This window comes from Oceanirhabdus sp. W0125-5, from assembly GCF_027938815.1.
Lineage (GTDB): Bacteria > Bacillota > Clostridia > Clostridiales > Clostridiaceae > Oceanirhabdus.
On the sequence record NZ_CP115913.1, the window covers coordinates 4,992,078 to 5,004,203 of the forward strand.

Sequence of the window (12,126 nt, forward strand, 5' to 3'; positions counted from 1 at the left end):
AAATATAAACCTTGTATTGAAAACATCAGTTTTTTTTATCTTAAAGTTTATATATTAATTACTAACTAAATAATGAGGCAATTTATTAACCTTAAATTTTAAAAGATAAATTTATTGGTTTTGTTTGTGATGCCTTAATCCAAGTGTAGCACTGAATTCATACTTTTATATCATTAAATTGTATTTTTTTCTGTTCTTATTATAAGAATATCGCCTACTCCCAATTTATATTTTCTTGGGCTTATATTGTAGAGCTACGTTATTATTCTATACTCTTTATTCTTTGAACAGAAATAAATTAAATATTTATACGAATAGTATGCTGTGTTTATTTGGATTGATCAATTTATTTTTAATTGATTATCATTCATTTAAATACAGCTTTTGTTTTTAAAAAACTTATATAGATATTTAACCTATTTATTCGGTTTAGACTTGATTATATGACATCACTACCATTGTCTTATTATTCTATATGGCTTGTTCAAGACAAGTAACCGTAAATAATTGATGACAAAAGGAGTGACTTTATATATGAGTATTAAATTTTATAATATACACAAATCTTTTAATGGAATAGATATTTTCAATTCTCTAGAAGGAAAAATTCATACTGGTGAGAAGGTTGGGATTATTGGTGCTAACGGTGTTGGTAAGACTACTCTTGTTAAAATCCTTATGGGTATAGAGGAGCATGACAATGCTCAATATTCCTACATTGAGTATCAACCAAAAAACCAGATATTTTCTTACTTGAAACAGAATGATAACTTTCCTGATAATGAGTCCGTAAGCAAGATTATTCAGGAATTTTCATCAAAATTGAATTCCGAATGCAATACAAATAGCTATCTAAAAAAAATAAAATCCTCTTTAATGGAACTTGGATTTAGAGAGAGAGATCTTAAGAAAAAATATAAACATCTTAGTGGTGGAGAAAAAACAAGACTCTCATTATGTATGGCTCTTATAAAGAACCCTGATGTTCTTGTACTTGATGAACCTACAAATAACCTTGATATGAAAGCAATATCTTGGCTTGAAAAATTTATAAATAGTATTGAAACTACAGTTATAATTATTTCACATGATAGATACTTCTTAGACAAAACTGTTAGTAGAATTATTGAGATGAAACCAACTCTTCTCAAAGAATATAAAGGTAATTATTCAAACTATAAACTTCAGAAGTCCATAAAACTTACGGATCTTCAAAGACAAAGAAATATTCAAGATAGAGAGTTAAAGCAGCTCGAAAAAAATGCTGAACAAAAACTTAATTGGTTCTTTAAAGCAAATGCACTTGATAGAAATAGAGATGTATTTTCTCAAGGTGTTATGAAACAAACCTCAAATAAGCAACACAAAGCTTATAGAGCTGTTCAGGTTAAAATAAATAGAATTAATGAGAATCGTGTTCTTATTCCTAAGGAGGATATGAGTGCTGTTTATGATTTATTCAACAAAATGATTGATATTCCAAAACACCCCAAATATTTAGTAAAGGTAAATCGCCTAAAGAAGGCATTTGGAACCAAAATTATCTTTGATAATGCAGTTCTTAATATTTCAACAGGTGATAAAATTGCTCTCTTAGGTGCTAATGGAACTGGTAAAACTACCTTCATAAAAATGCTTATGAACTTAGAACCTAGAGATTCAGGAACAATTATGGTTAATCCCTCTCTTAGGATAGGATATTTTTCACAGGAAATAGAAAACTTGAACCTTGATAATACTGTTCAACAGGAGATTATGGATTGTGGCTTAAATAAAAAAGATACAAATAATCTTCTTGCATGTTTTTTATTCAAACTAGATGCACTTTATAAAAAAGTAGGCAATCTCAGTATGGGTGAACGTAGTCGTCTATCCTTCTGTAAACTTCTTGCAAGTAAGTGTAATTTCTTAGTTCTTGATGAGCCTACTAATCATATGGATTTAGTCTCTAGGGAAACTATTGAGAATGCCCTTAAGAATTATAAAGGAACAATGTTATTTGTTTCTCATGATAGATATTTCGCGAAAGCTCTAGCTAACAAGGTTGTTACCATTGAGGATCATAAACTTGTAAGTTATGAGGGTGATTATGATTACTATCTACAGAAAATATGCGAGAATAAAGAAAAGCTTCGTGTGGGAGATAGCTATAATTTCATTCATGCAAATATACTTAGACTTGAATGCGAACTAGCTGTAGCCTCATCTGAACTGGATAAAAAGTATTTATCAATTGAAGAAAAAGAAGAAAATTTAAATTATTTCTTTTCTCTTACCCATGAACTTGAGAAATATAGACAAATGTTAAATAGTTAATAATATTAATAAAAAATCACATCTACCAACTATAGGTAGATGTGATTTTATCTATCTTTTTTACAAAATTTAAAATCATGTTGTGGTTTTTCTCTTACTAATTCAATAGCCTGAGTTATAGCTCTAGTAGTATCTATAATCTGTTGATTATTAAATTCAGCATTAAGCTTAGTAAATAACTCACCTTTATTAGTAACAATATATTTAGGAGGCATTGAATTTAATGCAATAGCTTTAACATCTAATATACATTTATCGCATTTGCAAATATTATCATATTCCATTAATATTTTTGGTGTCAAATGTTCAACAATTTCCTCATTATAGTTTTTCAATTTATGCATTGTTTCTCCTCCGTATAAAGTTCATATTGTTTATAGTTCCACAAACAATTACTATTTCCTTTTTAAAAACATACGTAATTTTAAAAATATGTGAAATTTATCCCTAATAATTTGTATTGAGTTAAAATTCCAGTATAATATACATATCGTTAATTATTAAGGAGAGTTGAGTATTTTATGCCATTCACATTTTCACACGCTGTAGTTGCATTCCCATTAAAAAAGAAATTTTTTAAATACTTTAGTCTTTTAGGCTTAATCTTAGGTAGCATGGGTCCTGATTTTTTATATTTTATTAATCTCAAACCAAGTGGTCATTATGGACATACATTCTTTGGCTTTATTATTCTTAATATACCACTATGTTTACTAATTAATTATATATTTATTAAGAATATACGAGATAGCTTAATTGCTCATCTACCAGAAAGAATACAAGTTTATTTTTGTAATTGTTATAAAGAAAAAACTGATTACTCACTAAAAGGTATGATTATTTTTTGTTACAGTGCTCTATTAGGTATGATAACGCATGTTTTCTGGGATTCCTTTACTCACAAAAGTGGATATTTTGTTGATAAATTTTCTTTTTTTCAACAATCTCTACATATACTGAATTATAATATCCCAGTTTATAAAATACTTCAACATGGAAGCACTATAATTGGGGCAGTTATTATTGTTACTTATATTTTAAAAGGCTTTTTTAAAAATAATTTCATTAGTACTAATATATCAATACCTAAATTAAGAAAATCAGAAAAGGTAATATATTTTCTTAAAACAGTATTAATAATGATTCTATTTATGTTAGTAATATATTTAATTGGAAATCTTAATTCAATAGGAGGATTAGTAGTCTGCAGTATAAATGGTTTATTTATTGGATTATATATATCTTCTTTGACGAAGTGAGCATAATTCTTCATATTATTTCACTATTATTTATTAAGAATAAATTGTAAAATACTTCTAACTATTTATTACATAATTCGTATATTAATTAAAAGTATTTATGTACAGAATAGGAGATATATAAATGAAAAAATTATTTACCATGATACTATTTTTATCAATTCTTATAGTTGGTTGTAACCAGAAAAATCAAAGGGAATCTGATAATGTAACATCTTCAACAAATCCTCCAAAATTAACTGTAACAGTTGATAATAAAAGTATTACCGGAGTTCTTGGAACATATAGTTGGACCGTAGATAATGGAGATGGGACAGAAACATCTATTCAATCTGATTCAGAAGCACCACCGGAATTAGCAAAAGACCAAAAAGAACCTCTTAATATAAAACCTAGTTCCTCTATTATCTTGAATTTCAAAAATGAACCAAAGGAATATATAGTTACTCTATGGAAAGATAATATTAAAAATAAACAAGAAGTTATTGATGGTGAAATTATTGCACCAGAAGAAAAAGGCTCATTTGTGTATGAAGTTTTTGCTACTTGGAAAGAAGGAACTGCTTACTACGCATTCTCAGTTAATATAGAATAATACCTTTACTTCTATAAAATAAATTAAGGAAAGCCATCTTAGACTTTCCTAATTTATTGCTATTAAATATTATTTACCCCTCAACACATAGATAAAAAATATCTATGAAATTCCAGATTATCAGTTAATTCTGGATGGAAAGCTGTTGCAAACATATTACCCTGTTTTGCAGCTACAGCTTTTCCATCTTTTTTATATAAAATTTGAACCTTGGAGTCATGTTCATATATATATGGTGCTCGTATGAATACTAAAGACAGTGGATTTTGAGAAATTTCTTTAATATCAACCATTTCTTCAAAACTGTCTATTTGACTTCCATAAGCATTTCTTCTTACCTTTATATCCATAACTTTAAGTCCATCTATAGGATGATTTTCATTTTCTTTAGCAAGAATTATCATACCTGCACAAGTTCCCCACACTGGAAGTCCTTGATTAATTTTCTCTCTAATTGATTCCATTATTCCGGTCTCCTTCAAGAGTTTACTCATGGTTGTACTCTCTCCCCCAGGAATAATAATACCATCTATGTTATTCAAATCTTCTACTTTTCTAACTTCAACTGTTTCACAATGAAGCTTTTTAAGATGATTAATATGCTCAATAAATGCCCCTTGAAGCGCTAGCACACCTATTTTCATTCTACCATCCTCTTTCAGCGTATTTATTTTCTAATGTATCTATTTCAAGTCCTGACATTGGCTCTCCTAAATCCTCTGATATTTCTGCTAGCATTTTAGGATCATTATAGTAAGTTACAGCTTTAACAATAGCCTGTGCTCTTTTCTCAGGATCACCTGATTTAAATATTCCAGATCCAACAAATACCCCTTCAGACCCTAACTGCATCATTAAAGCTGCATCAGCAGGTGTTGCAACTCCACCAGCAGCAAAGTTTACAACTGGAAGCTTTCCATTTTCCCAAACATATTCAATCAAATCAAAAGGTGCATTTAAATCTTTTGCAATTGTCATAAGCTCTTCTCTAGGAGCATTCTTTACCATTCTCATTTGGTCCATCATACATCTCATATGACGAACAGCCTCTACAACATTTCCTGTACCTGCTTCCCCTTTTGTTCTTATCATTGAAGCACCTTCTCCAATTCTTCTCAATGCTTCTCCAAGATTTCTTGCACCACATACAAATGGCACATTGTAAGCTTTTTTATCTAAATGATATTCCTCATCAGCTGGTGTAAGAACTTCACTTTCATCTATGAAATCCACTCCTATTGCTTCTAGAATCTGAGCTTCAACCAAGTGTCCTATTCTTACTTTTGCCATAACAGGTATAGATACTGCCTCTTGAATCTCCTTAATCATCTTAGGATCAGACATTCTAGCAACTCCACCCTGTTTTCTTATATCCGCTGGAACTCTCTCAAGTGCCATAACAGCACAAGCACCTGCTTTTTCTGCAATAATTGCTTGTTCTGCATTTGTAACATCCATTATAACTCCACCCTTAAGCATTTGAGCTAAGTTTTTATTTAAATTTGAATTTGCCATAATTATACCCCCGATTTGTAATTTTTTTATTATGTAAAAACTAATTTATTTATATATGATATTTAATATTCAATATATAAACATAAAAGTAAAAAAAATAAAATAATTCAAAATACAGGCCCGCAATCACATTATATGATATTTTTACCATTATGGAAAATGTATGGGTACACTTTAATAGCATCTTATGGGTGCTAAAAATCAATGTATATTAAGAATTTTGACAGCAAAAAGTGCTTCATTAATAATGAAGCACTAAAAATAAAAATTTTATTATTGAATTTCATTTTGAAATATTGTGAAATGACGATTGTTAACATTTGTATCACTTACATACAACTATGTGTTATAAAGTAATAATATACTAACTAATTTAATCTGAAGGAAATATTATAAACCCTATTGTATGCTTTACAAAATTTATTCCAAGTGATAACAGTGACTTTCGTCAAGTTCATCAAATTTTCTTAAAACATCAACCAGCTTTGACATAGCACTTTCCTTAAAAGCATAAGCACATACTATTTTTTTAGTAACCTCAGCTTTTTTAATCGGATCTTCTATAGCTGCTATATCTGGAGCTAAATTTTCACAAAATAAACGTACTAAACAACATAACATCTTAGATTCAGCTTTCAACATCTCATAAGCTATATCATTTCTAGTACAATTAGAATCACAAAAAAACTCCTCCATTAACTCACTCCCTTCATAATCAAGCGGAAAATTTACCACACCTTAATTAGTATAAATTACCTGCCGCCATTGCAATTATTTCTTTTTTAATTACCTTGCTTAAATATTAATACTACTTCTCCTCACAATTACATTTATTGCATAAGCAGCAATTAACCTTAGCAGGATCTATACCTAAATCCGCAGCACTCTTTTTAGCACTTGCCCCTACTACTGCTGCAATAGCACTTTCTTTAGCTGTAAAACCACACATTAACTTCTTCAATGTAGCTGCCTGTTTATCAATAGTAGTCAATAAAGATATATCTTCGATTAAAGTATTACAGAATAAATCTGCCATACATTGAATTATACTTACTTCTGATTCTATTATAACATCAATTGATTCCTCATCAGTTAAAACTGGTGCTTGAGCTGGAAATGCCATTAATCATACCTCCAATTCTATTTCTTTTCTTACTTTTTCTCTTTAATTAAAACTCTTAACACTTAAAACTCGCAACCACAATCACAGTCTGCTTTTATTAATCCTTTATCTACAGCAAGTTTACATGCAATAGAACTTAATAAATCAGCAATTGAAAGTTCTTTACATCCATAAGTGCATAGAATATCTTTAACTAATTCTGCTCTTATTTCAATATTATTTTCTAGAGTACCACCAGTTGCAGTATTTGATATTGCAGTAATATTTGGCAATAGTGTATTACAGAATAATGTTGCCATACATTGAATTATCCCTGCTTCTGCTTCGGTTAAAGCGTCAATACTTTGAAAATCTGATAATGTAGCCGGTGTAACTGGAAATGCCATTAATCATACCTCCAATACTTAATTTCTATTAGTTTATTTATCGAATACTTCAATAGTTTTTATTCAAATATTCAATAGGAGATACTTTATTTTGTTCTTAATCAATCTCCTAGTTAATATTATGTTAAATATTTTGTATGTGTTACTCAATATTTGTTTTTTTTTATTCTATTTATTTTAATCACTTGTAATAAAATTTAGACTGCCAAATTTAAATTGACAGTCTAAATAAAATATTAATTTAACCTATTTACTTATTAAGTAAAATTGTACCCTTCTTGTTATTGTGAATAATTATTTTTCTTTTTCACAATTACATTTATTACATAAACAGCAGTTTACTAGACTTGGATCTATACCTAAATCTACTGCACTCTTCTTAGCACTTGCTCCTACTACTGCTGCAATTGCACTTTCTTTAGCATTAAAACCGCACATAATCTTCTTCAATACCGCTGTTTGTTTTTCTATAGTAGGTAATAAAGCTATATCATTGATTAATGTATTACAAAATAAATCCGCCATACATTGAATTATACTTACTTCCGATTCTATAATAACATCAATTGATTGTTCATCAGTTAATACTGGTGCTTGAGCTGGAAATGCCATTAATAATACCTCCAATTCTATTTGTTTTTATACTTTTTGCTATTACTTAAAATTCACAATCGCAATCACATTCTGACTTAATTAATCCTCTGTCTACAGCAAGTTTACATGAAATAGCACTTATTAAATCAGCAATTGAAAGTTCTTTACAAGCATAATTACATAAAATATCTTTTACCAATTCTGCTCTTACTTCAATATTATTTTCTAAAGTACCTCCTGTTGCAGTATTAGATATTGCTGTAATACCAGGTAATAATGTGTTACAGAATAATGTTGCCATACATTGGATTATCCCTGCTTCTGCTTCTGTTAAAGCGTCAATACTTTGAAAATCTGATAATGTAGCGGGTGTAACTGGAAATGCCATTAATCATACCTCCAATACTTTTATATTTTTACAGAATATATCATTGATATTTGCTAATATATTCCCCCGAGAGATTTGTCATTACATTCTAAATCCCTCTCATAGTTTTATTGATATTCTTAAATCTCTATATGTGTTACAAAATTATTCTGTATTTTTTTATTTTTATTTTTCCCAAAACAATGATGTTATTTATCTTACATTAAAACACCCCAAACCCTTGTTTAATCACAACAGTATGGGATGTTTATTATTTATAAATCATACAGGGACTTCCCCTAATTTTATAACTTTCAAACTTACATTAACAGCAACAGGTGCTCCAACTGCATTATTTTTTGCTGCAAGTGTAGATGGTGCTCTAAATACAAATAGAAATCTAAGAAGGGTATTTGGAGTATCTACCCTAATAATCACTTGTCCATACTTTATTCCAGCTGCTGACCTTGATCTGTAAATCGATTCTGGAAGAAGTGTTCCTGCAAGTTCAATGCCAAAATAATCTGGTCCTCCACTATCAGCATAAAAGGTTACTTCATATATTCCTGTCTTTAATAATTTTATTTCTTCAGGTGTATTAACCTTATCATGAAATATTCCTCTAAAAGGACCTTGTTGATTAAAGGGAATTGGAGTATTATTTGCTGGTAAGGGAAAAGTAGAGTCTTCTTCAAATCTATAAAAAAATCCAAATACCCCATCATCTTCACAAAGAAATTCAAAACATTTATCTTTAAACCCGTCTCCACTGTTTCCACCACATATACATCCTCTGCTCATTATATTTCACCTCTTTCCATTGTTTCTTAAACCAAATCTCCTACTCTTACTATTACTAGGCTTGTATTAGTAGCTACTGGGGCACCTACTGCACTATTTTGTCGTGCAAGTGTAGATGGTGCTTTAAATAAAAATAGTACTCTTAGAATAGAATTAGGACAACTCACTCTAATAAGTGCCTGCATATATTCTATTCCTGCAGTTGATCTAGTTCTAATAATTGTTTCTGGAAGAACTGTTCCATTTAATTCAATACCAAAATAATCTGGCCCTCCACTATTTACAAAAAAAGTCACTTCAAATACACCTGTTCCAAGAAATTTTATTTCTTCTGGTGTATTAACTTTATCATGCTCCAAGCTCCTTACAGGCCCATCTTGATTAAAGGGAATTGGAGTATTATCAACACTTAGGGGGAAAGTAGCAACTTCTTCAAATCTATAAAAGTATCCAAATCCATCTTTAAGTTCATCACACAGAAATGTAGCACATTTATCTTTAAAACCACTCATTATATTTCATCCACCTCTTTTCTGTAAATCTTAAATGTTTTAATAAGAATAGGTTGAAAATTTTAGATTAGAAAAAGATCCGCAATTTTTTTTATGAGCAAAGAAGCATTTACCGCTACTGGTGCCCCTCCACCTATTTGCAAGAGCTGAATATTGCTAAATAGATTTAATAATCTTATAACAGTCCCTGCTTCTGCTACAGTAATAAGCGCCTGCCCCATTTGTATTCCTTGTGCTGACAAGGTTCTATAAATTGTTTGTGGCAGTACAGTACCATTGAATTCTATTCCAAAATAATCAGCAGTACCACTATTTACGAAAAATGTAATCTTATATATGCCAGGCTCAAGTATAATAATTTGATCTGGCAAATTAACTGCATCATGAAATATCCCCTTTGTAATCCCGGTTGAAGTAAAAGGAATTGGATCCCCCTCTGCTATATTAAATAAAGCAACTTCTTCAAATCTATAAACATATCCATATACACTTTCATCGTCATCTTCTACACAAAGAAAATCATAACACTTATCTTTAAAATTTCTTTTACCATTAGAATTGCTATTTTTACACCAATTGCAACCATTACTCATTTTTCATCATACACCTCACTTATCTTTTTGTATGACTTTTATATTCGTGTTTCACTATTATATTATGATTTAGATTGGCAAAAGGATATCAAATAATTAATATTATAAAAAAATAAAACACTTTTGAATGTACACTATTAACCTTTAAAAGAAGTTGTTATTAGACCAAAATGAGGGTACTCATTTTCTTTTTACATAAAATATTGTATATAAATACAATATTTCATTGAAATGAAACGAGAACCCCTCTTGTTGTATAAGAAACATTAAAATTATAATTTCTCGGAGAGAAATATCAAGCGTTTTCCACTCTCAACTTTCAACTCTCAGTTCGCTTTTTATACCCTTACATCTACTAATTTTTTATGATTTAAGAAATATATTTTATTAATAAACTTAAAAATTACATACATCTGTCATCCTCTATTGAATCTTTTGCAATATCACAAACTCCCTTAGCAATTAAATCTTCATTATTTTTACAGCTGCATAATTCAGATTCCAATATATCAACAACTTTATTAATATCTGTGGATATTAAATTTACTATTGTGGGTATGACATTATTACAGAAATCATTAGCAAAATCTTGAAGAGTATCAGCATAATAATATAAAGTATCCTGATTTGTTAAATCATCTTTAACTAAAATTGTTACATCATTACTTACTGCTGTATCTGCAATGGTAAAATACTCATAATCCAAAGTTGCATTATTAGTAATCTCGACTGGTGTAGATGCTGCATCAACCATAACCATGAAAGTTACTGTAACTATATCATCTACTTTAATAATTCCTAAATCTATTCCATTATTGGGATTAGCACTAACATTAGATACCCCATTTATTGCAACAGTTGTTGGTATAAACTCCATTCCTGTTGGGATTGTATCTGTTAATTCACAATTCTCTGCATCAGCGGTTCCAGTGTTTTTTATTATGATTGTAAAGGTAATAATCTCTCCATTTGTAACTGTCAATTTATCAGTACACTTAATAACTTCTATATCTGGTTCTTCTGTTGGAAGTGAATCTATTTGCACCCCCAATGCATTAGGGGAATATGCATCACCTCCAGTAGTAAACCTAACTACTGCTGAAGTCTGTCCATTGTTCATTTGAGCTGATCCATCTACGTTTGTAATGTCCCATCCCTGTCGACCTGCAACAATATTTGTTGCTGTTATTGAATTATGATTTTGATTACCAAAAGACCCACTTGTATCAAGATTTCCTGAATCATCATTAATTTGTGAAGCAAAAAAATTATTAGCAGTATTCCTTGGTCCTGATAAATTTGAAATTGTACCTATAGTTTCTCCAAAAAGTAGCTGATCTCCAGTAATATTAGTATCACCTTCTGATGCGCTAACTAAAATTCTTGCATTAATTGGACCAGTAGGCGGAGCAATAAAACCACTAATAGTGGTATCGATGTTTCCTGTAGTAGTACTAATTACCTCAGCCCCTACAAACAAAGTCATATTGCGTGTTGGTAGAGATGCATTCCCATAAACTACTGCTAGAGTCCATCCTGCAGCATTTGTACTATTATCTGTATTTAAAACTGTACCAACTATTCCTCCAACACTGTATGCTCCTGCACCTGCTGCATGTACTAAAGAAGTAACATTTGCTGAACGGACATACCATAATTTAGTACCGAATGTCATATTAAATACAGTTGCAGGATCTGGCGAGATACTTGAAGTCCCTATCGGGGTCGTAAAATTAATTTGCTGATTTATAAAGGCACTCTCATCAACAGTACCTGTTCTGTATTGTCCTGCCCAAATCAGTTCAGCATAAAGTATAGTACTTCCTGCTGGAATAACTAAATTTGCCTGGGAACTATTTTCCTGCCAATTCAAAGTTGTTCCTGGTGGAAATGGATAAGTTGGTACTTGATGCACAGTATTTAAAGTAATAAATGCTCCAATGGAGTGAAGTATTCCTGAATTGTTGGTATTCGATTCTTTACTTAATCCCAAAGTGTTTCCTGTAAATGTCATTGCACCCTGAGTTGTAGTTGTAAATCTATTTATAAAAGGCATTTTATTCAT

At 30.2% G+C, this 12,126-nt stretch carries 15 protein-coding genes; 3 read left to right on the plus strand and 12 right to left on the minus strand.

Translation table 11 applies throughout. The features are described 5' to 3' along the window. The first annotated feature begins 534 nt into the window (after window positions 1-534). On the plus strand, window positions 535-2,316 hold the full coding sequence (gene abc-f, locus OW730_RS23155) for a ribosomal protection-like ABC-F family protein (RefSeq protein WP_271226417.1): 1,782 nt from the start codon (window positions 535-537) through the stop codon (window positions 2,314-2,316). A 47-nt stretch (window positions 2,317-2,363) separates the two neighbouring features. On the opposite strand, the gene OW730_RS23160 is transcribed toward abc-f, so the two are convergent. Next, window positions 2,364-2,660, minus strand: coding sequence for a late competence development ComFB family protein (locus OW730_RS23160; RefSeq protein ID WP_271226418.1), 297 nt, complete (start codon window positions 2,658-2,660; stop codon window positions 2,364-2,366). Window positions 2,661-2,837: 177 nt separating this feature from the next. Between OW730_RS23160 and OW730_RS23165 the strand changes: the two genes are divergently transcribed. After that, a complete protein-coding gene (locus OW730_RS23165; RefSeq protein WP_271226419.1) occupies window positions 2,838-3,575 on the plus strand; it encodes a DUF4184 family protein in 738 nt (245 codons plus the stop codon). A gap of 124 nt (window positions 3,576-3,699) precedes the next feature. Next, a complete protein-coding gene (locus OW730_RS23170) occupies window positions 3,700-4,170 on the plus strand; it encodes a hypothetical protein (protein WP_271226420.1) in 471 nt (156 codons plus the stop codon). Between the two features lie 80 nt (window positions 4,171-4,250). Here OW730_RS23170 and pdxT read toward each other — a convergent pair whose 3' ends face one another. From pdxT to OW730_RS23225, 11 genes are all read right to left on the minus strand, one after another. Beyond that, complete coding sequence (pdxT, locus tag OW730_RS23175) at window positions 4,251-4,814, minus strand: pyridoxal 5'-phosphate synthase glutaminase subunit PdxT (RefSeq protein WP_271226421.1); 564 nt, start codon at window positions 4,812-4,814, stop codon at window positions 4,251-4,253. Window position 4,815: 1 nt separating this feature from the next. Beyond that, on the minus strand, window positions 4,816-5,685 hold the full coding sequence (gene pdxS, locus OW730_RS23180) for a pyridoxal 5'-phosphate synthase lyase subunit PdxS (protein WP_442945387.1): 870 nt from the start codon (window positions 5,683-5,685) through the stop codon (window positions 4,816-4,818). A gap of 420 nt (window positions 5,686-6,105) precedes the next feature. Then, a complete protein-coding gene (locus tag OW730_RS23185) occupies window positions 6,106-6,381 on the minus strand; it encodes a hypothetical protein (protein ID WP_271226422.1) in 276 nt (91 codons plus the stop codon). A gap of 112 nt (window positions 6,382-6,493) precedes the next feature. Next, window positions 6,494-6,808 carry a hypothetical protein gene (locus OW730_RS23190; RefSeq protein WP_271226423.1) on the minus strand — a complete coding sequence of 105 codons (315 nt, stop codon included), beginning with the start codon at window positions 6,806-6,808 and terminating at the stop codon, window positions 6,494-6,496. A 62-nt stretch (window positions 6,809-6,870) separates the two neighbouring features. Continuing rightward, a complete protein-coding gene (locus tag OW730_RS23195) occupies window positions 6,871-7,194 on the minus strand; it encodes a hypothetical protein (RefSeq protein WP_271226424.1) in 324 nt (107 codons plus the stop codon). A 294-nt stretch (window positions 7,195-7,488) separates the two neighbouring features. Further along, window positions 7,489-7,806 carry a hypothetical protein gene (locus tag OW730_RS23200; RefSeq protein ID WP_271226425.1) on the minus strand — a complete coding sequence of 106 codons (318 nt, stop codon included), beginning with the start codon at window positions 7,804-7,806 and terminating at the stop codon, window positions 7,489-7,491. A gap of 46 nt (window positions 7,807-7,852) precedes the next feature. Further along, window positions 7,853-8,176 carry a hypothetical protein gene (locus OW730_RS23205; RefSeq protein ID WP_271226426.1) on the minus strand — a complete coding sequence of 108 codons (324 nt, stop codon included), beginning with the start codon at window positions 8,174-8,176 and terminating at the stop codon, window positions 7,853-7,855. A gap of 261 nt (window positions 8,177-8,437) precedes the next feature. After that, complete coding sequence (locus OW730_RS23210) at window positions 8,438-8,956, minus strand: hypothetical protein (RefSeq protein ID WP_271226427.1); 519 nt, start codon at window positions 8,954-8,956, stop codon at window positions 8,438-8,440. 26 nt (window positions 8,957-8,982) lie between these two features. Next, on the minus strand, window positions 8,983-9,468 hold the full coding sequence (locus OW730_RS23215) for a hypothetical protein (protein ID WP_271226428.1): 486 nt from the start codon (window positions 9,466-9,468) through the stop codon (window positions 8,983-8,985). Between the two features lie 62 nt (window positions 9,469-9,530). Further along, the gene (locus OW730_RS23220; protein WP_271226429.1) at window positions 9,531-10,061 is read right to left on the minus strand and encodes a hypothetical protein; all 531 of its coding nucleotides are present in this window, start codon (window positions 10,059-10,061) and stop codon (window positions 9,531-9,533) included. 403 nt (window positions 10,062-10,464) lie between these two features. Then, complete coding sequence (locus OW730_RS23225) at window positions 10,465-12,117, minus strand: hypothetical protein (protein ID WP_271226430.1); 1,653 nt, start codon at window positions 12,115-12,117, stop codon at window positions 10,465-10,467. Window positions 12,118-12,126 lie beyond the last annotated feature (9 nt).

Excerpts from the sequence above, each read along its gene's own strand:
- abc-f (WP_271226417.1), top strand. The coding sequence starts at position 535 with ATGAGTATTAAATTTTATAATATACACAAATCTTTTAATGGAATAGAT.
- OW730_RS23160 (WP_271226418.1), bottom strand. The coding sequence starts at position 2,660 with ATGCATAAATTGAAAAACTATAATGAGGAAATTGTTGAACATTTGACA.
- OW730_RS23165 (WP_271226419.1), top strand. The coding sequence starts at position 2,838 with ATGCCATTCACATTTTCACACGCTGTAGTTGCATTCCCATTAAAAAAG.
- OW730_RS23170 (WP_271226420.1), top strand. The coding sequence starts at position 3,700 with ATGAAAAAATTATTTACCATGATACTATTTTTATCAATTCTTATAGTT.
- pdxT (WP_271226421.1), bottom strand. The coding sequence starts at position 4,814 with ATGAAAATAGGTGTGCTAGCGCTTCAAGGGGCATTTATTGAGCATATT.
- pdxS (WP_442945387.1), bottom strand. The coding sequence starts at position 5,685 with ATGGCAAATTCAAATTTAAATAAAAACTTAGCTCAAATGCTTAAGGGT.
- OW730_RS23185 (WP_271226422.1), bottom strand. The coding sequence starts at position 6,381 with ATGGAGGAGTTTTTTTGTGATTCTAATTGTACTAGAAATGATATAGCT.
- OW730_RS23190 (WP_271226423.1), bottom strand. The coding sequence starts at position 6,808 with ATGGCATTTCCAGCTCAAGCACCAGTTTTAACTGATGAGGAATCAATT.
- OW730_RS23195 (WP_271226424.1), bottom strand. The coding sequence starts at position 7,194 with ATGGCATTTCCAGTTACACCGGCTACATTATCAGATTTTCAAAGTATT.
- OW730_RS23200 (WP_271226425.1), bottom strand. The coding sequence starts at position 7,806 with ATGGCATTTCCAGCTCAAGCACCAGTATTAACTGATGAACAATCAATT.
- OW730_RS23205 (WP_271226426.1), bottom strand. The coding sequence starts at position 8,176 with ATGGCATTTCCAGTTACACCCGCTACATTATCAGATTTTCAAAGTATT.
- OW730_RS23210 (WP_271226427.1), bottom strand. The coding sequence starts at position 8,956 with ATGAGCAGAGGATGTATATGTGGTGGAAACAGTGGAGACGGGTTTAAA.
- OW730_RS23215 (WP_271226428.1), bottom strand. The coding sequence starts at position 9,468 with ATGAGTGGTTTTAAAGATAAATGTGCTACATTTCTGTGTGATGAACTT.
- OW730_RS23220 (WP_271226429.1), bottom strand. The coding sequence starts at position 10,061 with ATGAGTAATGGTTGCAATTGGTGTAAAAATAGCAATTCTAATGGTAAA.
- OW730_RS23225 (WP_271226430.1), bottom strand. The coding sequence starts at position 12,117 with ATGCCTTTTATAAATAGATTTACAACTACAACTCAGGGTGCAATGACA.